This is a genomic window from Lichenicoccus sp., assembly GCF_965276875.1.
Lineage (GTDB): Bacteria > Pseudomonadota > Alphaproteobacteria > Acetobacterales > Acetobacteraceae > Lichenicoccus.
Window position 1 is genome coordinate 1,083,873 of sequence record NZ_OZ255701.1, and the last position, 19,204, is coordinate 1,103,076.

Below are 19,204 nucleotides of genomic sequence, written 5' to 3' on the forward strand. Positions count from 1 at the left end.
GGTTCTGCTGCGAGCTAATGGGGACGCTGGTTAGGGCCTCGCTGCGGTGGCATACCCTTCGGCATCAAGGCAGACAAACCGTTCCGCATCAGGCCTTTGGCACCGATCTTGTTGATTCGCTTCATCATCGTGGACATATCGTCGAACTGCTTGAGCAGCCGGTTGACCTCTTGCACGGTCGCGCCCGAGCCTGCCGCGATCCGCTTCTTGCGGCTCGCCTTAATGATGTCCGGCATACGCCGCTCGCCTCTGGTCATCGACGAGATGATCGCGGTATGGCGCTTGAGCACCGAAGTATCGAGGTCGCGCCCAGCCAGTTGCTGCTTCATCTGCCCCATGCCGGGCATCATCTCCAGGATACCGGAGATCGAGCCCATCTTGCTGATCTGACGTATCTGGGCGGCATAGTCGTCGAGGTCGAACTTGCCCTTGAGCATCTTCCGGGCAAGCTTCTCGCTTTCCTCCTGATCAAGCGTGTCGGAGGCCTTCTCGACGAGGCCTGCGAGATCGCCAAGTCCGAGGATCCGTCCAGCAACCCGCTCGGGATGAAATGCCTCCAGCGCGTCGAGCTTTTCTCCGGAGCCGGTGAGCTTGATCGGGGCGCCGGTGACGTGCCGCATGGACAGTGCGGCACCGCCGCGTGCGTCACCATCCATTCGGGTCATGACGATGCCGGTGACACCCACCGCCTCGTTGAAGGCGCGCGCGGTATTGACCGCGTCCTGGCCGGTCATCGCATCAACCACCAGCAAGGTCTCGGCTGGACTGGTCGCGGCGCGCACTTGGCGCACCTCGTCCATCAACGCGGTGTCTATGGAGAGCCGTCCGGCAGTGTCGAGAATGACGACATCAAAGCCTTCCCGCCTGCCCGTCTCCATCGCCCTGATCGCGATCTGCACCGGGGTCTGTCCGGCCACGGTCGGCAGCGAGTGCACGCCGGCGCGCTCGGCCAGTTGCGCGAGTTGCAGTTGGGCGGCGGGGCGCTGGGTGTCGAGGCTCGCGAGCAACACCCGCCGCCGTTCGCGCGAAGCAAGCCGCAGCGCCAGCTTGCCAGAGGTCGTGGTCTTTCCGGAGCCTTGTAGCCCGACCATCAGGATCGGCACGGGGGCGGCCGCGCTGAGGTTCAGCGGCACGGCGCCGGCGCCGCCGAGCGCCTCGATGAGCGCGTCATTGACGATCTTGGCGACCGCCTGGCCGGGCGAGATGCTCTCCAACACCTCGGCGCCGACTGCGCGCTCGCGAATGCGGGTGACGAAATCCTTGACGACGGGTAAAGCAACGTCGGAGTCGAGCATTGCCAACCGGACTTCGCGCAGCGCCTCGGAAACATCGGCCTCAGACAGCGCCCCGCGGGTGCGCAGGCGGTCAAATACGCCGGTCATTTTGCCCGACAGCGCGTCGAACATCATCTCACTCCAAAGTTCGGCCGCCTGGACAACAAAGAATGCGCCACTGCGCGAGCCTTCGCGAAGCGACGTGTCGATATATGTGTCTCCTAGAAGCCACCTCAGCGCCTGTCAAGGAGCACAGACGATTAGGACTCGGCGTATGGATTGTTGGTGCCGCGCAAATGCAGACGGATCGGTGTGCCGGGGAGCGCGAACGTCTCACGCAAGCCGTTGACGAGATAGCGCTGGTAGTCCTCCGGCAGCAGTTCTGCCCGGGTGCCGAACAGAATGAAGGTGGGTGGTCGCGCCTTCGCCTGGGTCATGTAGCGCAGCTTCAACCGGCGACCTGCGACCAATGGCGGCTGGTGGCGCTCAAGTGCTGCCTCAAACCAGCGGTTGAGTGCACCCGTGGAGACCCGCTTGTTCCAGACTTCGTGCGCGGCGCGAACGGCTGGAAGGAGTTTGTTCACGCCGGCCCCGGTCAGCGCCGAGAACGACACCACCGGGATGCCCTTCATCTGGGCCAGCGAGAACTCGACGCGGTCGGAGATCGCGCGACGGGTCAGGCTTCTGTCCTCGACCGCGTCCCATTTATTGAGTGCCAGCACGCAGCCGCGTCCCTCGCGCTCGATGAGGCGAGCGATCTGGAGGTCCTGCTCGTGCACACCCAGTGTGGCATCGAGCGTCAGCACCACGATCTCGGCCATCTTCAATGCTTCAATGGACGCGGATACGGACATCTTCTCGAGCGGTGCCTCGATGCGCGCCTTTTTCCGAAGACCCGCCGTGTCGACCAGTTCGATCGGACCCTGCGCATCCGCAAAGCGGACCGCCACGGCATCGCGCGTAAGCCCTGGCTCGGGGCCGGTGATCATCCGCTCCTCACCGAACAGCCGGTTCAACAATGTCGACTTGCCGGCATTCGGTCGCCCGACAATAGCTAGACGCAGCGGTCCGGGCGGACGCGGCGCTAAATCCCCCTCGTCCAGGGTCGGCAGGACATCGGGCGTGAAGGCGTCGTCCGCGGCGGGGGGAACGCGGTCCGCGATCTCTCCCATCAGGTCGGCGAGCCCCTCTCCATGCTCGGCAGAGACGGCGACCGGGCTGCCGAGCCCAAGGCTATACGCATCGAGTGCCGCATTAGCGCCGGCGCGCCCCTCTGCCTTGCCCGCGATCAGCAGCACCGGGCGGTTCTGGCGTCGCAACCAGGCGGCGAAATGTTGATCTGCGGGGGTAATGCCGGTGCGCACGTCAATGCAGAAAAGTACGAGGTCGGCCTGCGCTATGGCAAGTTCCGATGAGGCGCGCATACGTCCATAGAGGCTTTCGGGTGCGGATTCCTCAAGACCAGCGGTATCAATCAGCCGCACCCGCCGGCCGCGCAGCGTGGCTTCGGCTTCCTTGCGATCACGAGTGACTCCGGGCGTGTCGGCCACCAGTGCATGGCGGCGACCCGCAAGCCGGTTGAACAACGTCGACTTGCCGACATTCGGCCGCCCGACGATCACCACCACCGGAAGCGCCGGATCAGCCATAGGCGGTCAGCTTGCCGTCATCCGTCACCAGGAGCAGCAGTCCTTGCGCGACGATCGGCGCAATCCGCGACGGGCTTTTCAGCTTCATGACAGGCCCCAGAGCGCCGGTGACCGCATCGACGCTGATCACCGCCTGCTTGGCATAGTCGCTGACGCAGATCAGCTTGCCGTCGGCGAGAACCGGGCCAGTCCAGACGATCGCCCCCTTTTGCACGTTCTGCCTGCGGAACCGCGGCAGCACCGTGACCCAACGGACGTGCCCGTCGTTCTTGTCCAGACAGGCAAGCTGCTGTTCGACCGAAAGCACGAAAAGCCAGTCGCCTGCGATGATCAGGTTGTCCTTGCCGCTGACCGTCCTCTCCCAGAGCCGCCGACCAGACCGCATGTCGATCGAGGTCAGCACCCTGCCAAGGCTGATCGCATAGGCGGTCCCGTCCGCGATCACCGGCAGACCATGGATCGAGGAGAAATCCATGATCGAATTGCGGCCGCCGCCGGCACCGAGGGTATCGGTCCAGACCGCCTCTCCAGTCTGCATACGCACCGCGGCGATATCGCCCGAGCCGAAGCCGGCAAGTGCCACATCATCGACGATGGCCGGCGCCGGTTGTCCAAACACGATGGTCTCGGATTGAGTGGCGCTGAACGCCCAAATTTGACGACCGGTCGCGGTTTCCAGCGCGATCAGGCGATCATCAATTGTCCCGAACACCATGCGGCCCGCGACGATGGTCGGCGCCGAGCGACCGGGTGTGCCGACGTCGACCCGCCACTTGATCTCGCCGGTTTCCGCGTCAAGCGCCAGCGATTCCGCAACCCCGTCGACAACATAGATGACGCCATCAACCACCGACAGACCGCCGCCGAGGTTGGAGGAGCGCATCTTCTTTGGCTTTGTCGGCGTAAGCCAGATCAGCTTGCCAGTATGCAGCGAAAACGCGCTGATCACCCCAGCGGCATCCATACTGTAGACGCGATCCTCCGCCACCATCGGCTGCGCCGACAAGACACCGCCTTCACCGATCCGGGCGACCCATCGGCGAGTCATACTGGACTGCATTGCATTGACCGAGAGGTGGCTCGGTATTCGCCCAGGCTGCGGCCACTGCGCGACCGCCGTGGGTTTCGGTAGGCTGATCGGTGTCGTGTCCGCCGGATCGACGGTCAGCCCGGCGCCAACCGAGAGCACATTCTCACGGTGGCCGACGAGGATCGGCTTCTTGTCTTCATTGAACAGACCGCAACCGGAGAGCGGGGCGGCAAGTGGCAATAAGGCGACGGCGGTGCCAGCGCGCAACGCGCCACGCCGTGAGAGGCGAAGACTCATCTTTTCATTTCGACTTGTCATCCGCCAGTCTTTGCCGTCCCAAGAGTTTCTTCCAGGCCGCTCGCCCGATTACGCAGCCCCTCCGGAGCGCTGCCGTCGGTGCTAAGTGCCGCGAGCTTGCGCCTTGCCTCTGCGACATGGCCCAGTCGAAGATCGAGTTCCGCATCAAGTTCCTGCGCCAGAGGCCGCCATGGTCCACCTGGCCGGCTTAAGGCGCCCAGGCGCGATTCCAGTAGGGCCGCATCCCCGTCGGCTACCTGATGCTGCACCCAGAGCAGACTCGCCAAGCCACGAAGCGTCGGATCGGCGCTCGCATCCTCGTCAATTGCATTCCAATATGCGAGCGCCTGCACGGTCTGGCCGCCCTCCCAGGCGATCTGCGCCAGCCGGAAGCGCGCCAAGGTTCGAAAGCCTTCCGGGCGCCGTGACGCCACCTCTGCAAACAACGATGCCGCCTGCTTGCTCGAAGGATTTGGTCCGCCGCCGGGGTGAGCGCCGCTGTCCGCGAGCTTGCCGGCCGCAAAGAACGTCGCCGCCGTAGCGGCAGCTTTCTGTCGACCCTGGTAGGTTTCAAATTGCCAGACGCCGACCCCAGCCGCCGCGAGAACAACCACGATGACGCCGAGGGCGCCCGCTCGCCGACCCGCGGCGCGGAACCTTTCAGCACGGAGATCCTCGTCGACCTCCTTGAAAATGTCGTCGGCCACCTCGGTCCCGCTCTCCGTCCTTGCCGCCCGCTCTAACCGCCACATGCGGCTGATGATCGCGCCGGACCATAGCGGCGGCCCGGCGCCCCGGCAAACTGCGTGGCAACCATTTGTTTACGTCCTTGTGGTTTGTTTGGCGCCCATGAGGTATTGTTGTGCTTCCCTGTCCTCGCTCCTACCGCTGCTCATCGGCGCCTGCCTAAGCGGCTGCGTGCCGGTATTCCACCGCACCCTCCCCGATCTGGTCTATTCCGGCATCAGCGGGCGCGACTGCTCGATGGTCCGCCTGGACCGGGGACAGAGCTACTGCCGCCCAGTACAGCCACCGGTATCGCCGCAGCCCTACTGCACCCGCAGTCTCGGTGGCGTCGATTGCTGGCAACACCCGGAACAGCTCGTGAACCAGCCGCCACAGGTCGCGCAAGGGCCGCACGATCTAACACCGGAGCAGAACCGGATCCGTCTCGCACGCTGGCCCGCGGCTCTCGAGTAAGCCACGCACGCAGCATTACTTCGTTCCAGCCTTCTGCCCACCCAGCCTCTTACTGGCGGCCCGTAGCTGCGCCGAAAGTGCGTTGAAATTGCCGGCGATCCGCTTCTGCACCGAGGCGGCGACGGCATTGATCGCGTCCATCCTGATACGCGCCTGCTTGCTGATCGCAGTCTGTTCGACCAGAGCCTCCCGGGTCACACACGCGCTGTATGCACGCGCCGCGGTGTCATACGCCCCAACACGATCAATGCTGGCATTGTAGTGGTCCACCGTGCCTGCTTCGACCGTGGGGGGAGCCGGCTCGTGACCACAGTTCGCAGGGCTCCACGGCGACCGCCCGGTCTGAGCGGACGCCTGCGCGACCCCATCCACTCCATAGGTCAAGAGCAGGCACGCCATGACGGCCGGCTTAAGCGAGTGCAATTGGGCAGTTTTCACGACCAACAAACCTATTCTCGATAGACCGGAGCATCGGAACCGAGAGGCCGTCGTCCGTCAAGCTCCACTCGATCCTTCATTCTACAACGTCGCCAGGCTGAACCCTTTTTATTTTTATATTGCATTGAACCGGCTATGATCGTTACGATCGGTTCCGTGCAACCAAAAGAAAAGCGATTGAGAAGTGCACTCGGCGGGAGCGCCCCGCGCTTGTGCGTGCGGCCGCGAACCGGAATGATGGCAAAAGGATTCTCGGCGATGCGCCCGCATGTATTTCTCGCCACACCCTGTTACGGTGGAGTCGTCACTCAGGGATACATGCAATCCGTCGTCGGGCTAATGCAACAAGCCGGAATCGATGGCTACGACGTCACCTTGGCACTTCTCGGCCAGGACGCGCTCATTACGAGAAGCCGCAACACGCTGCTCGCGCACTTCATGGCCACCACCGCGGCAACCCACATCCTCTTTATCGATGCGGACATCAGCTTCGAGGCGACCCTGCCAGGCTTTCTCGTCAACGCAGACAAGGACGTCGTTGCCGCGACCTACCCCCTCAAGACGCAGTATTGGGACGCCGATGCGCAGCGACGGATCGCGCAAGGCGAAGCCCCCCAGAGTGCCGCCTTGCGCTACGTGGGCGAGTTGTGCGTAAACGCCGCCGCCAGGCGGGAAGATGCACTCGCGACCGCAACCTACGTCGGCACCGGCTTTCTCCTGATCAAGCGTCGAACGATCGAACGTTTGATCGAGGCCTATCCGCAGACGCGCTACACGACCATCCACACCTACCCGGACGCCAGAAACGCACCGCAAGCGTCCTACGCGTTGTTCGATTGCATGATCGATCCTGAAACGCAGACCTACCTGAGCGAGGACTTCACCTTCTGCCATCGCTGGCGAGCGATTGGCGGCACCATCTGGCTGGATACCAGATCCAGCCTAATCCACACAGGGCCGAGCGACTTCCAAGGTCGACCTGTCGCGGTGTTCGGCTAGCTCGTGCCAGGCTTGACATTTTGCTTGTCGACCATCGATGCCTCAACTTTCTCGACGGTTTGAGTTAAAATCGGAACGAGCTGTATGGCTTGATTCATCGCATTGGCCAGCGACTGATTCTTTTCCGTTTTGGCAATGGCACCTACCGCGGCCGCCATAGCGCCGAACAGCGCAATCCAGCGACATGCGCCGGATTGGTTGAGTGCAGAAGAAATTGCCAGACAAAGGGCAGAAAGGCCTGCATAAGTCGAGGCCTCTTGCAGGCGAGCCGAAATGAACCTGACAAGACGCATGATGAAAGCCCTTCTTTGAGACATCGTGGTGCTCAGACGGTGGCCTCAAGCTGGGCCGCGGACGAGGCTTGTTGTGCCGCCGCAAGTGCTGCCGCCTGTCTGCGTGCGGTCCTCGCCAACCAACCACTTCCGTAGATCGAAAAATTACTGAGTGCTCTGTAGGAGGTTGTCTGCGCGGTTGCGAGTGCCAAAATCAACGCGGTGACCCGAAGGTCCTCTCGTCTTTCGAATGCCGACAAGGTTTGCGGTCCTACGATCCCGTCGATACGGACGCCCATCTCGCGCTGCAGCAGCTTGATTCGGCTCGCGGCGATTCGGTTCAGCAGAGTCCGTGGCGGCAATGCATCAAGCGCTGTCGTAACAGGCGTCTCTTCATCAAGCGCGTCCCGGTGCGTCTCTAGCGCGATACAACGCGCAAACAGCGCCAGGGATGTTCCCGGTCCCCGGTTCCAACCAAAGTCGAAGGCCATGAGGTCCAGGCCCGACGGCATCGCCGCACATCCAAGCGGCGTCCAATACTTGGAACGCGCGATCGCCTCATAGGTCGACAAGGGCAAGGATCGCATCTGCTCGGCAGTCACGCTGGCCCCTGGTCCCATCCAGTCAAGCAAAGCAGGGGCGCCCACGCCCATGTTCGAGCCGACCAGAACGCCCTGCCCGGTTTGACCGCTCGTCCAGTTCCCGGAATCACGAGGATCAGCAACGTAACCGCCTTCCTCGCCTCGCGTAAAAGCAAGGCAGGTCTCAAACGACATTTCCATGGGAACTCCTGCCCGTCAAAGTACAACGCCAGCTCTCGCAGCGGCCTTATGCCGTCGCCTCGCCGAACCACTCGAGGATCACCAAGCCGCTCGCGCCGTTCCCGCCTGGACCGTTCCCTCCGCCTGAGCCTCCGCCACCTGGCCACGTGCCCGCGGTGCCGGCGCCACCAGTAACGTTTGGGTGGCTCTGCGGTGTGCCGAAACTGCCGCCCCCGGAGCCCCCGATGGCGGTCCCACCGATCACGTAACCCAACTGCCCGACGCCTGAACCGGGATTGGAGAGCGCCTCAAGTTGCAGCACGGCATCGCTGCCGGCGGTGCCCCCTGCGCCGCTCTGCCCTGAGCCACCATTGCCGCCGTTGCCGCCGCCAAACACGGAGAGAATGCCGCCGAACCCCGTAGGCGTAACCGACGCCGCATTCGTGCCGCCCGACCCAACGACCACGGCGTACTGCTGCCCGGCCGTCACATTGAGGAGCACTTCCAAATAGCCGCCGCCGCCACCACCGCCGCCAGGAGAGCCGTTCGAGCCAATGCCACCCGCGCCACCCGGCCCCCAGCCCCTAAAGAGGAGCTGCGAGACACCCGGCGGACATGTCCAGGAGTATGTGCCCGACGTCGTCCAAACTGCACGCGACCGCAGGGTCGCCGCCGCCACGAACGCTGTCGTCGCCAATAGCGTGCTCACATCTCCGGCTGCCGGGGTTGGCGCTTTTGGCATGCCCGTGAAAATTGGCGAAGCAAGCGGAGCGGCGCCCGGCAGCTTGACGGCGACGAAGGGCGCACCGGCCGCCAAACTGATCATTCCCGTCGTGATCGATGTTGCACCCGGCGGCACGACAACCTGCCAGAGCGGCACATTGCCACTCGGGAGGACGTTGCCGGCGCTGACCGACAGCACCACGCGTTGCTGCAGCACACTTGCCTGCGGCGCGCCGTCACCGTTCGATCCGAAGAGCGTCTGGGCGGGGTTGGCAGCGTTGTAGTAAGCGACGACCGCCATGCCGGCCGGCGTCTCAGCCACGCTTCCCGAAACCAGGAAACTACCGCTCCCACTAATTGGCAACACCACGGGTGCCGTGTTGACGCCGATCTTGACCAGCGGATCGCCATCAGGCGGAAGCGACCCGACAAAGGAGCCATCGACGACCGTCGGCAAAGTCAGGCTACCAGGACCGATAACGACAGTGAGTCCCTGACCCGGCGTGCAAGCGAGGCCGTCCCCGTAACTTTGATCGTCGCCGACGACCATCTTGGCGAGGTATCCGAGTCCGACCATCGTATAGCGGGACTGCAGCAGCTGGTCGGTATCGAGCGGAACCGCGCCGACATAGACAATTTGGCGATCCAATCGCTTTACTCCGGAAATTGGCAGATCATGCGGTGTGAGCAGGAACGACCTTGTCCGCTCACCCCACCGGATAGGTTGGCGTGACCGTCATCCAGGCAATCGTGGCAGCCGGGATCGCCGATACGACGGCCTCCTGGATATCCGTGACAGCAATGGGCGACGGGACCTGTCCTGCGACAGCGCCGATCACACCGTCCTCGGCCCTGATGCCGAGCGCCCCCGAAGTCGGAATATAGCTGGTTGCTACAGTTCCCGGCTCGACTTGCCAGCACTGGGTCGACACACGTGGATCGGCACCGCTCGTGCTCGACAGCAGCAGCCCGACCCGGAGGTTCCGTCCCGAAGCCTCCTCAAGCTGAACCGAAGCGCTGAGCCTCTGCCATTTCCCGATGAGGCTCATATTCGCGGCGGCATAGACGGGACTTGCCTGGCTATTGAGATCTGTCATCGCAAGCTCGACGGCAGTGAGGCCGCTTCCTGCGGGAACAAACACCCACGTAGAACCCACCACCGCCGCTCCAGCCGCGGCGACATCAATGCTCGGCCCAACCACCCGTGATCCCACGATCCCAACGACCGTCAACACTGGATCACCGGCAAGGATGCCTGGCGTTACGCCGTCCACACTCCAGGTCGCCCCAGATCCGGCTGGCACCGGAGGTTGCGAGAACTGCCTCCAGGATCGACTGTCGGTGATAAGGTTGAACCCCCTGGCTTCGAGCAAGGCACCGGCCACGATGCTGTCTTGAAAAAGGGGCCGCAGCTCAAATGGTGCAGCAGAGACAAGCCAGCCCGATTGATCCAGAAAAGTCGCCGAGCTCTGACGCGTACAAATAGAATTCGGCGCGAAGCTCGATGATGAAATGGCGTTGACCAGAAACTGGAACGGCAGAGTGGTGGAGCCATAGCAAAGCCCGAAAACACCGTAGCCAAGACCGCCCCCAGCCTGCGGAGCGGACTTACCGCCGTAACCACCACAATCCTGAGCACGCGTTGGCTCACAAATCAACGGCGCGAGACCGGTCAAACCGACGACCGCGCGGATGACATCCTTGCGCGTTGCCCGTTGGCTCAGCAGGCTCGCACTGATCCTGCTCCGAAAGGCCGTGTCACTCTCTCCGACATGACGCGCCAGCGTAGCCCCGAAGAAGTCAGACGCCATTATGTCAAGAAATGAGCCGGATGCCGTCGCCACCCTTGTCTGCTGCGCGACCACGCCCAGGAGACCGAAGCAAAAGGACCAGGCCGCCCCCAGACCTGACAGCAATCCATCGAGGACGGGAGTGGCTGTTGCCGCGGGCGCAGGCGAGGACGTCGGAAACCAGCCCGTCGGCAGGGTCGCTCGAAGCCGCGCCGCCATGTCCGACGTGGTGCCCAGAGGACTGCCGTCAGTGGGGACAGGGATCATCGTCAGACCTCAACGACGCTGACGGTTCCAACCCGCACGACCGATGCGGCCGCACCTCCGAGATCCGACGATGCACCGTTCAAACTCACGGACACAACGTTGGTAACATCCGAGCTCGCATCATACGCGAGGCCGGCGAGGCGGGAGTAGCGTAGCACTTGACCGACAGCCAAAGCATTGATGTAGGCCGCAAGCGCCGCGCTGATGGCGCTCTGCGTCTGGCTGAACAGGGCTGCATCCGCGGTACTCAGGCTAATCGCCACAGTAGCTATAAGCAACGTCGGCCGGCTGACCGAGAAGCTTGAACCAAGCGGTCGGATCAGATCGATCGCATTAAACACCGCCGCCAACAACGCATCCGGAGGATTGCCACTCCCGTCATCCACAATGACATTGAAATGCCCCGGAAGCGCCACACCCGCCGCGGTCAGGTTTTCCTGAATAACGTAGCTCAGCCCCTGCTGGACGGACACGATCGCGTTGGCAACCGCCTGTTCAGTCGCCTGGGATCGGGTGTTCAAATACGTGATGAACCGCAATCTGAGCGCCTGATCCGTCTCGGCAGCCAAACCGCCCGTGAGTGGATCCGGGTTCATAACAGTGTCAATCCCGGGGATTGCCGTGCCGAGGATGGTGATCACACCTGCCTGAACATTTCCCGCGGTGCCCGGCGTCGACGCCTCAATAGAAACGACAATGGATGGTATTCCCTGCAAGCGCGTGTAGGGGCCTCCTACGACGACAAAGCTCTGCGAACCGTCCCCCGTCTTGACCAACGCTCCCGTGGGGATGGTCGCAGGTTGAGCAGAGGGACTGAAGGACATCATAACCACGCTTCCCTCGGCGGCAACTGGCGGCAACCGACCGAGGCCATAGTCCGCAACCCAGCTATCCACATCCGAACCAATGCTCGTGGCCAGCCGGGTCATCGACAACACCTGAAGGATCAGATATTGCAGCCACAAAGCAACGGATGCCGAAGCCTCGAGCGTTGCGCGCAGCACCGATCCGACGCTCACGTCGAGTAAGGTGGCACAGGCGCCCTGCGCGGACGCCGCCATGTTGCCGACGAGAGTCGAAAAGTTCTGCAAGGAAAGCTGCATCAACCAGTCCTCGGAATGGTGAGTATTTGAGGAGACCCAGTTTGCGCATCCTGGTAGGAGACAGTCGCAAAAACGTTGCCGGTCCCGTCACTCTGCACCACGATCTGAGGCTCTGAAGTGCTTGCGACAGCTGATTCAAGACTGATCTGCTGCCGGATCACCGCCGCAACTTGTTGCGCGGAGACCGTCGCGCCCACCATGCCTGGCAGGCCGCCACCATACGTCAGTTGCCAGATATACCCGCCACGATTGGTCAGAAGCCGACGCAGAATACGCTGCTGCGTCCACCCGACGCCATCGATGCTGGCAAGATCACCCGTTGGCCCGACCTGAAGGTCGCCGCCAACAACATGCGCAATATCCGCCATCCTCAACTCCTCGGCGCTCCTGAGACGTCAGAACCGGCCTTGACGTCCAAGTGCACGTGGTGGTCCAGGCTGATCCCAGCCGCGACAACGTCACCCGTAACCTTGACGGTGCCACTTACCATGACGTCTCCACCCAAATAGATCCCAGAGGGCGTGAGATGCAGAAACGGACCGGACTTCAGAAAGATCCCAATTTCACCTGGCTGCACCGGCTGCGATGTCGCAGGGCTGACCGGAACGGTCTCCACCGTGTCGAACAGTCGCGCAATGACAACGGGCTGCTCGGCGTCCCCTTCAACCGGTAGCAAGAGCACCTGAGTCCCGACTTCGCTCGGACACGAAATCTTCAGCCCACCCGCCGCTACAGCCGCATCCGGTATCCAACCGCTCTCTACGCCGTCCGGCTCAACGCTTACCTTGATCGCGTGATTGACCGGATCGACGCTCGTGACGATACCATGCCTCGCCAACCCGGTCGCCGCCGTATGGGAAGCGGAATGGAGCTTTACTGCCTCGATCCAAGCGCGCATCGGTCTATCCTCATTCTGAGAGCACCTTGGCGGTGCATCTCTGTACGAAGCCGCCCGAGAGTGTCATCTCCCGATCGATCGTGTCGATCCTGTATGAACCGTCCCAACCCGCGCCGACACCTGTAAGTGTCAGCCCGTCGCGTGGTGAAAGATTCAGATCGCCAGGCATTGTGGCTGTCAGCGTGCGTTGATGCCCTACGGTCTGCCTGTAAATGCCGTCCGCAAGGATCTGTGCGGCATCGGGCAGCAGGTTGGGACGAACGACGTTAATCGATGAGAACCCACCAGCAGCTTCACCTCCGGCCGTCGCTGACACGCGCAAACGCTGCCTGCTATTCCAGCTCGAAACCTTTACCGGGAGCCCTCCGCCAAGAGCCAAGCATCGCTCGACCACGAGGCTGCTGACGTTGACCGACGGCGATGCCGTCCGCGGCGATGGCGCGAGCAAGTCAATGGCGTAGGTCATTCTGTTGCTTGAAGACGCAGACTGAAAATGTAGTTCTTCTCCGATGACCCAGAGGTCGAAACCTTCGAGCTGTGCAAGATGTGACAGAAGGTCCCAAGCCGTGCCAAAGCGGGAAAATCTCGGGAGGGCAGAGCGGGCATGCTCGAGCTGATAGTACTGACCGATCATTGCGGACGTTTGGTCCACAACAGGTGTCAGTCCACACTGCCCTGCAAGCTGCGTGGCTACCTCCGCACTGGTTTGATTCAGGAAGCCCTCAGTGACCGACAGATCGATCAGACGCGCCGCGTAATCACGGCCGTCGAGGGTCAACGTCCCCGTAATTGGATCAAGCCGGACGCGGTCTACCCTGCCAGACATCATTTCTTGCCAGACCAGCGCTCCCTCGGGCATGCCAAGCGGCAACAATCCCATCTGTATGCTGACATCCAGTGTATCCGCACTATACCATGGCGCCGCCGGACCGAATTGCTCGGTTGGGTATGCAATCTGAAGATAAAAGCTTCCCGCTTGGCCGAGGTTACTGGTAGACAACTCGACGGAGTGGCATCCATCAATGACGGTTCCGGAGACGACAAGACGACAGCGTGGTCGTCGAAACGTTTCGCTCGATACAATCGTCATTGTGGAGGCAGTCCTCCCGATGTACTCGTATCGAAGGGCGGCAGTAGAAGTTCAACGACACCGCTCAAGATGGGGTCATCCAAACCATTGAGTGCTGCGATTCGGTTCCACTGCGTCGCATCCCCGAGCTGCTTTGCGGCAACATGGAATAATGTCGTTCCAGTGACAAGAACACTCAACATTGCGGCCTCATGCTAAAATCAGCGGCACCCCCTGGGGCTGCCCCGAGAGCTCGTCGACCCAGTTGTTCGAGCGGTTCACGTAACCGGCAGCCTTGACGTAGGCGCCGTGGTCCCCGGCTGCGTTGACCATAGTGCTCAGGCTCCCAGCATTCAGGTCTCCGGCGAAATTACTGGAAGTAGTCGGTTGCAGCACAGTACCCGAACTGAGAATGCCACTCTGCACTGCGCTTGCACTTGCCGCCAGCGCGGCAGTCATCGCCGCCAACGCAACAGCAGAATTTGGGCTCCCCGCAGTCGGCAAGACTGTCTGCAAGTCCGCCAACGGCGCCTGTGCAGCCACTAAACCGAGTTCCGCAAGTGCTGCCGACGCCGCCGCGACGTCGCCGGACAACAGCGCCACAAGCGCGTCGGATGTATTGCTCACCTGAGGTGTGTCGTCGGGCACGATCTCCGTGCGTATACGATACGAGATCAGCGCACCCCGATCTTGGAGATCGTATTCGAAATGCACAACGACGACATTGAACGCGTAGTCGCCAAAGCTCAGGGGTATTGCTTGTCCTGCCTTACGCATAGAATCAAACAGGCGCGCCCGTGAGGCGGCACCCGGGCCGGTAAAATAGCCGCTCCAGGAAATCGAACCATCGTCGACTCCCATGGCATCGATGATCCGGTTGCCGCCGGGAAGGCGATGGATGGTCACCGCCTGGGCGCCACCCAGCCTGATGCGCGAAGGGACCTCGTGCCCAAGAAGGACAACTGCTCCAAGGACAACTGGCGCTTGATCCAATGAAGCTACCAGAAGATCAATCAGCCCTGACCCGACGATGCCGCTCACAGCGCTATGCTCGTGCCGGAAAATACGGGGGTTGCCCGGAGGTTTACCGACGACGCCGAGACCTGCGGCAGGCTCGCAGCGCTGGCCTGACCAGAAGCTACAAGACGGCCCATTCTGCGCCCGTCCATCAGCACGTTACCTCGCAACGCCACCACCGACCCTGTGTCCGCTTGATTTGCATCAAACGACGACGGTCTATCAGCGGTCCGGGCCTGTCCGGGCCCGTTGTCGACAGCACGTTGGCTCTCCGGCAGCCTCCCTGAACTTGTCATCGAAGCTGCCGCGCCAGCGCCGCGTGCCGCCGCAGCAGGCGCACGCGGCACAACCTCAAGCATCATGCTCTGAAACTGCGCAGCATCGTTAAATCCCAGCTGCGAGACGGCGGCTGCTCCGCTCGGACGGAGCCCGTTGAGCTTTGAGCCGCGTCCTGGTGGCACGGACTGCTCTACGTCGGCAACGCCCAATGCACTCAGCGCGTTGCCGAACGGCACGTGGCTGACGTCCTGCGAGGGGCCCCCAGAGACCTCATCGACAGCTCCAGTCAAAGCCCGCAGGCCCATAGCGCCGGCCTCCCGCCTGACCATCCTCTGGCTCATCGTAAGCGCCGAAGACTTTCCCTGTTGGGCCTGAAGCGCCCAAGCAGCTTTGCCCGCCTTTCGCGTCCAGTCGGTGCGCCCGAAAGCGTCCGCCGAGGGAACGCCTGGCGCGGACTGTTGACCCGAGCGTCTCGCCGGTCCTGACAGACTTGTCACCACAGCCAATGCCGGAGCGCTGACACGCTTATCCAACGTGGCGCTAATAGGAACCAACACCGAAACACCAGCATCGCTTGACCAAGACGATGCTACACGAGACGCGATTGCTGACTGCGATGGTCTTGTGACACCCTCATGCCGCGCCAGACTCTCTCTCGGCGCCTCCGAAGCAACCTCCAAGGCATCCATCCCGGGCGGCCCCATTGCAGGCTTCACCCTAAATCCAAACGGCACGCCATTGGTAAACGCAGCAGAGTCTTCCCCCCGCAAGATGGCAGAGACCGCCGCGGGCAGAACAGCGTCGCCCGAACCTGCTCTCAGGCCAAGCAACGGCCTTTTTAGCCCCGCTTGGCTTCCATCAGCCATGGGCGCTCGGGCGACCACCCGACCATACCAGCGGACCGCCGTCTTCATCTTTGCCATCCCTTGTCAGGGCACCGCGACGGAAGCTACTTGTCGGGCAACTCAGCCCAGCGCAACAAGCTCCAGTCAAACTGCCCGCCGTCGATTTCACCAATTGCGACACAGCATGCGAGGCGTCGCTCCGCGGACATCGTCATAACTTCGGACCACGGCACCCCATTGCGCACAAGATACAGGACCTGCGCCAGCAAGGGGTGCCTGCTCAGTTTTTTGCGACGTCCGTTACCGGCACATCCTCAACCGATGCCACCGCAGGCTCCGGGTAGTGCGCCGCCGCCAAGGCGTCCATACCCGAATTGCCAATGCGTCGGCCCAGTTCACGCACGCCGTTCTTAGTCAAAGGCATCAACACCGGCTTGCCATCGATCGCGCTCACGGAGCAGATCATCAATGCGTAGCGCAGCCACGCCGCCGAGGCTGCGGCAGCCCCAGCGGCTTCAATCAAGTCAAGCATGTCGGCAGGCGTACACTCGCGCAGACTGAAACGGCGCCCATCGCCGCTTTCGATCTCCTGTGGCAGCATCTTCAAATCCTATTCCTCTGGCTCGCAAAGAAGCTCACTGTTTGAGTAACGATGTTTTCCGCCTTATAGCGGCCGGAGTTGGTCAGGGTGAGCGCAACCCCAATAAACTCATAAGTACTAACTGAACCGTCAGCCTCGGCAATATATTGGTAGATGGTCCCCGATCCAATAACACCGGCGTTCCAAAAGGCCGCCTCGATAGCCGCAACCAAGTTGTCCAAAGCAGCCGAGCCGCGATCGAGCTGGAACTGTCCGCGCCAGCCAGCCGGCGTGTTGAATTCCACCGGAACACTATTGAGAGGGTCCGATCTCTGCTGCTTGACCTGCTGCTCCGCCTGAAAGCCAACGACATCGCGCATATCGATGCGGACACCATTCCAGAGCAGAACGACCTGGCAGTCGCGCCCTATACTATATGGATTTCCCATTGATTCACCCTGTCAGAATGCTCGATTTAGCTTATGTCGATGGTCAGCCACTAAAGGCCGTTTGCATTTGAGGCTGAGGACACCGACACGCCCTGGCCACCCTGCAGGTTGACGATGAACTTCTCGTTGATACCCTGATAGCGTATCTGTACGTCAGCCTGGACATACCCGAGCGCAGTCCGTGACTGAGGATTGTTAGATGCATCGCAGACGACAGCGTATGGGGTCGACCCGTCAACGCTGCCAAGAATTCCTTGCCCCAGCAAATTGGACAAAAATCCCAGCAACGTCGCTCGGACATTGGAGAGTAGGGTTGTGTTGATGACCGTGCCAACATAAATTCCCATACCAGCCGCTAGGGTCTGGGCTATAAAGTTGGTCATCCGCGTATAGGCGTCGCTCGCAACCAAAGCGTTCGACGAACTGTTATGACCACATCGCACCGCCCAATAGTCACCACCAGGCGCCGGGTTACAAACCACGTCAATGCCAGCGCCGAACAGCGTCTGCAACTCCACTGATGAGTAGGCTGATGACTGACCACTACTCACAAGCCCGGTCTTCTGACTGCCAACGACGCCGTTCAGGGGCTTGTTTAAGCTTGACTGCTGAGGCGACAAATTCGACAGACAGCCGCCCACAAAGCCATTCGGGCTGACGAGACGCGTCAGCCCGTTCGCATCATCATACCAATACAGCCAATCCCCGAACATGATCTTCATCGCATACGAGTCGATACCGGCGGATTGCTTGGTCTGCACCGCAGATGCAAGCGTATCCCCGCTCGGGCCACACGTTATCATATAGGCGCCCTCGGCAAGGCCGAAGCTGTTCATCTGACTCCATTGCGTTGCGTCATCGCAATCCGCAAGAACGACCACGGCGCACTTCTGGCCACGCAATGAAAACATCCCGCTGCGCACGATTCCGTCATTTCCAACCAGTGACGAACCGGCGAGGCCTGCTACCCCATCGCTGCCCCCGATCAAAACCTGGTTGCCGATCGTCTGTGGAGCCGTTGCGGTTCCGCTTCCGAGGCTGGCAACGCATAGCGCCGAGGTGGCCTGCTCCCGGAATTTCGGACCACGGATTATGTGACAGACTGGCCCCTCGATGGAGGGGGCAATGCGCAAGTCGAGATTTACGGATGAGCAGGTCGTGGGGATTGTCCGCGAGTCGGACCGGGAGGCGGTGTCGGATGTCGCGAAGCGGCATGGTGTCAGCGAGCAGACGATCTACACTTGGCGCAAGCGTTTTGGAGACCTGAAGTCGGAGGGTGTCCGGCGCCTTCGCCAGCTCGAGGTCGAGAACGGCCGGCTGAAGAAGCTGGTGGCCGAGCGCGATCTCGAGATCGAGGTGATGAAGGAAGTTGCGGAAAAAAACTGGTGAGCGTGCAGGCTCGACGCCGGCAGGTGGCGTATGGCCGTGAGCGGGGTCTCTCGCTGCGGCAGGCTTGCACGCTGTTCTCGGTGGCGCGGTCAGCGCTGGACTACACGAGCCGCATGGCGGTGAAGGACGAGGGGGTGGTGAAGCAGATGAAGGCGCTATCGGCGACCTATCCACGCTATGGCTATCGCCGGATCCGCGTGTTCCTGGCCCGCGAGGGCGAGGTGATGAGCGCCAGCCGCGCGCATCGTCTGTGGCGATCAGCCAGGTTGCAGGTGCCGCGCAAGGGGCCTGGCAAGCGGATTGCGTCGTCGCGACCCCGGCCGCTGGCACCTGGTTCGGCGAACGAGGTGTGGTCGTATGATTTCGTGTTCGATCGCTGCGCGAGCGGCCAGCAGCTCAAGTGTCTGACGGTGACCGACGAGTTCACCAAGGAAGCGTTGGCGATCACGGTCGACGCCCGGCTACGGTCGACGCGTGTGATCGAGGTGTTGTCGCGGCTGGTGAGCGAGCGCGGTGCACCTCGGTTTCTGAGGTCGGACAACGGCCCGGAGTTCGTCTCGAAGGCGCTGATGAAGTGGATCAGCAAGCAGAAGATCGGAACAGCGCTGATCGATCCGGGCAAGCCGTGGCAGAATGGCGTCTGCGAGAGCTTCAATGGCAAGTTCCGCGACGAATGCCTGAACATGGAGTGGTTCCGCTCGCGGGCCGAGGCTCGGGTTTTGATCGAAAGCTGGCGCCGGCACTACAACGAGGTGCGACCGCATTCGAGCCTTGGCTATCGAACTCCGGCCGCATTTGTGGCCGGTCTGGCGACGACAGCGCCCCGTGTTAGGACGGGCCGGGACGCTGCGGTATGTGGGGCCTCCGCGTCCCGG

General features: G+C 62.0%; 19 protein-coding genes and 1 pseudogene. 3 read left to right on the top strand and 17 right to left on the bottom strand.

Features of this window, described 5'->3' with window-relative positions:
* Positions 1-14 precede the first annotated feature (14 nt).
* The 4 genes from ffh to ACQY4K_RS05430 all read right to left on the bottom strand — a co-directional run bounded on the left by ffh (position 15) and on the right by ACQY4K_RS05430 (position 4,957).
* Positions 15-1,406: a signal recognition particle protein gene (gene ffh / locus ACQY4K_RS05415; protein WP_428395983.1), complete on the bottom strand. Its 1,392-nt coding sequence runs from the start codon at positions 1,404-1,406 to the stop codon at positions 15-17.
* Positions 1,407-1,534: 128 nt separating this feature from the next.
* Positions 1,535-2,923, bottom strand: coding sequence for a ribosome biogenesis GTPase Der (gene der / locus ACQY4K_RS05420; protein ID WP_428394111.1), 1,389 nt, complete (start codon positions 2,921-2,923; stop codon positions 1,535-1,537).
* Positions 2,916-4,250, bottom strand: a complete 1,335-nt coding sequence (locus ACQY4K_RS05425; RefSeq protein WP_428394113.1) for a PQQ-binding-like beta-propeller repeat protein — start codon at positions 4,248-4,250, stop codon at positions 2,916-2,918. Before ACQY4K_RS05425 ends, der begins: the two co-directional genes overlap by 8 nt.
* Positions 4,251-4,267: 17 nt before the next feature.
* A complete protein-coding gene (locus ACQY4K_RS05430) occupies positions 4,268-4,957 on the bottom strand; it encodes a hypothetical protein (protein WP_428394115.1) in 690 nt (229 codons plus the stop codon).
* A gap of 211 nt (positions 4,958-5,168) precedes the next feature.
* Between ACQY4K_RS05430 and ACQY4K_RS05435 the strand changes: the two genes are divergently transcribed.
* Entirely contained in the window at positions 5,169-5,450 is a 282-nt protein-coding gene (locus ACQY4K_RS05435) for a hypothetical protein (RefSeq protein ID WP_428394116.1), read from the top strand.
* A 15-nt stretch (positions 5,451-5,465) separates the two neighbouring features.
* Here the strand turns inward: ACQY4K_RS05435 and ACQY4K_RS05440 are convergent, their stop codons facing one another.
* Positions 5,466-5,720 carry a hypothetical protein gene (locus ACQY4K_RS05440; RefSeq protein ID WP_428394118.1) on the bottom strand — a complete coding sequence of 85 codons (255 nt, stop codon included), beginning with the start codon at positions 5,718-5,720 and terminating at the stop codon, positions 5,466-5,468.
* A 426-nt stretch (positions 5,721-6,146) separates the two neighbouring features.
* Between ACQY4K_RS05440 and ACQY4K_RS05445 the strand changes: the two genes are divergently transcribed.
* The gene (locus ACQY4K_RS05445; RefSeq protein WP_428394120.1) at positions 6,147-6,887 is read left to right on the top strand and encodes a hypothetical protein; all 741 of its coding nucleotides are present in this window, start codon (positions 6,147-6,149) and stop codon (positions 6,885-6,887) included.
* On the opposite strand, the gene ACQY4K_RS05450 is transcribed toward ACQY4K_RS05445, so the two are convergent.
* The 12 genes from ACQY4K_RS05450 to ACQY4K_RS05505 all read right to left on the bottom strand — a co-directional run bounded on the left by ACQY4K_RS05450 (position 6,884) and on the right by ACQY4K_RS05505 (position 17,929).
* The gene (locus ACQY4K_RS05450; protein WP_428394121.1) at positions 6,884-7,180 is read right to left on the bottom strand and encodes a hypothetical protein; all 297 of its coding nucleotides are present in this window, start codon (positions 7,178-7,180) and stop codon (positions 6,884-6,886) included. The genes ACQY4K_RS05445 and ACQY4K_RS05450 overlap by 4 nt on opposite strands.
* 32 nt (positions 7,181-7,212) lie before the next feature.
* Positions 7,213-7,941, bottom strand: a complete 729-nt coding sequence (locus tag ACQY4K_RS05455) for a glycosyl hydrolase 108 family protein (RefSeq protein WP_428394123.1) — start codon at positions 7,939-7,941, stop codon at positions 7,213-7,215.
* 46 nt (positions 7,942-7,987) lie between these two features.
* Positions 7,988-9,292: a hypothetical protein gene (locus tag ACQY4K_RS05460; RefSeq protein WP_428394125.1), complete on the bottom strand. Its 1,305-nt coding sequence runs from the start codon at positions 9,290-9,292 to the stop codon at positions 7,988-7,990.
* A gap of 58 nt (positions 9,293-9,350) precedes the next feature.
* Positions 9,351-10,700: a phage head spike fiber domain-containing protein gene (locus tag ACQY4K_RS05465; protein ID WP_428394127.1), complete on the bottom strand. Its 1,350-nt coding sequence runs from the start codon at positions 10,698-10,700 to the stop codon at positions 9,351-9,353.
* A 2-nt stretch (positions 10,701-10,702) separates the two neighbouring features.
* Positions 10,703-11,803: a baseplate J/gp47 family protein gene (locus ACQY4K_RS05470; RefSeq protein ID WP_428394129.1), complete on the bottom strand. Its 1,101-nt coding sequence runs from the start codon at positions 11,801-11,803 to the stop codon at positions 10,703-10,705.
* Positions 11,803-12,171: a hypothetical protein gene (locus tag ACQY4K_RS05475; protein ID WP_428394131.1), complete on the bottom strand. Its 369-nt coding sequence runs from the start codon at positions 12,169-12,171 to the stop codon at positions 11,803-11,805. Before ACQY4K_RS05475 ends, ACQY4K_RS05470 begins: the two co-directional genes overlap by 1 nt.
* 2 nt (positions 12,172-12,173) lie before the next feature.
* Complete coding sequence (locus ACQY4K_RS05480; protein ID WP_428394133.1) at positions 12,174-12,701, bottom strand: phage baseplate assembly protein V; 528 nt, start codon at positions 12,699-12,701, stop codon at positions 12,174-12,176.
* Between the two features lie 10 nt (positions 12,702-12,711).
* Entirely contained in the window at positions 12,712-13,791 is a 1,080-nt protein-coding gene (locus ACQY4K_RS05485; RefSeq protein WP_428394135.1) for a hypothetical protein, read from the bottom strand.
* Positions 13,792-13,980: 189 nt separating this feature from the next.
* Positions 13,981-14,811, bottom strand: coding sequence for a hypothetical protein (locus ACQY4K_RS05490; RefSeq protein ID WP_428394137.1), 831 nt, complete (start codon positions 14,809-14,811; stop codon positions 13,981-13,983).
* Between the two features lie 1,380 nt (positions 14,812-16,191).
* Positions 16,192-16,512, bottom strand: a complete 321-nt coding sequence (locus tag ACQY4K_RS05495) for a hypothetical protein (protein WP_428394139.1) — start codon at positions 16,510-16,512, stop codon at positions 16,192-16,194.
* A 2-nt stretch (positions 16,513-16,514) separates the two neighbouring features.
* A complete protein-coding gene (locus tag ACQY4K_RS05500; protein ID WP_428394141.1) occupies positions 16,515-16,940 on the bottom strand; it encodes a hypothetical protein in 426 nt (141 codons plus the stop codon).
* A gap of 50 nt (positions 16,941-16,990) precedes the next feature.
* Positions 16,991-17,929 carry a hypothetical protein gene (locus ACQY4K_RS05505; protein ID WP_428394143.1) on the bottom strand — a complete coding sequence of 313 codons (939 nt, stop codon included), beginning with the start codon at positions 17,927-17,929 and terminating at the stop codon, positions 16,991-16,993.
* Positions 17,930-18,065: 136 nt separating this feature from the next.
* Between ACQY4K_RS05505 and ACQY4K_RS05510 the strand changes: the two are divergent.
* Positions 18,066-19,120 (top strand): annotated as a pseudogene (locus ACQY4K_RS05510) (IS3 family transposase); the annotation flags it as partial.
* Positions 19,121-19,204 lie beyond the last annotated feature (84 nt).

What these genes read in the sequence shown, in the direction of transcription:
- ACQY4K_RS05470 (WP_428394129.1), bottom strand. Translation starts at nt 11,803, where the DNA reads ATGCAGCTTTCCTTGCAGAACTTTTCGACTCTCGTCGGCAACATGGCG.
- ACQY4K_RS05475 (WP_428394131.1), bottom strand. Translation starts at nt 12,171, where the DNA reads ATGGCGGATATTGCGCATGTTGTTGGCGGCGACCTTCAGGTCGGGCCA.
- ACQY4K_RS05465 (WP_428394127.1), bottom strand. Translation starts at nt 10,700, where the DNA reads ATGATCCCTGTCCCCACTGACGGCAGTCCTCTGGGCACCACGTCGGAC.
- ACQY4K_RS05445 (WP_428394120.1), top strand. Translation starts at nt 6,147, where the DNA reads ATGCGCCCGCATGTATTTCTCGCCACACCCTGTTACGGTGGAGTCGTC.
- ffh (WP_428395983.1), bottom strand. Translation starts at nt 1,406, where the DNA reads ATGTTCGACGCGCTGTCGGGCAAAATGACCGGCGTATTTGACCGCCTG.
- ACQY4K_RS05480 (WP_428394133.1), bottom strand. Translation starts at nt 12,701, where the DNA reads ATGCGCGCTTGGATCGAGGCAGTAAAGCTCCATTCCGCTTCCCATACG.
- ACQY4K_RS05500 (WP_428394141.1), bottom strand. Translation starts at nt 16,940, where the DNA reads ATGGGAAATCCATATAGTATAGGGCGCGACTGCCAGGTCGTTCTGCTC.
- ACQY4K_RS05455 (WP_428394123.1), bottom strand. Translation starts at nt 7,941, where the DNA reads ATGGAAATGTCGTTTGAGACCTGCCTTGCTTTTACGCGAGGCGAGGAA.
- ACQY4K_RS05425 (WP_428394113.1), bottom strand. Translation starts at nt 4,250, where the DNA reads ATGAGTCTTCGCCTCTCACGGCGTGGCGCGTTGCGCGCTGGCACCGCC.
- ACQY4K_RS05450 (WP_428394121.1), bottom strand. Translation starts at nt 7,180, where the DNA reads ATGCGTCTTGTCAGGTTCATTTCGGCTCGCCTGCAAGAGGCCTCGACT.
- der (WP_428394111.1), bottom strand. Translation starts at nt 2,923, where the DNA reads ATGGCTGATCCGGCGCTTCCGGTGGTGGTGATCGTCGGGCGGCCGAAT.
- ACQY4K_RS05495 (WP_428394139.1), bottom strand. Translation starts at nt 16,512, where the DNA reads ATGCTGCCACAGGAGATCGAAAGCGGCGATGGGCGCCGTTTCAGTCTG.
- ACQY4K_RS05485 (WP_428394135.1), bottom strand. Translation starts at nt 13,791, where the DNA reads ATGACGATTGTATCGAGCGAAACGTTTCGACGACCACGCTGTCGTCTT.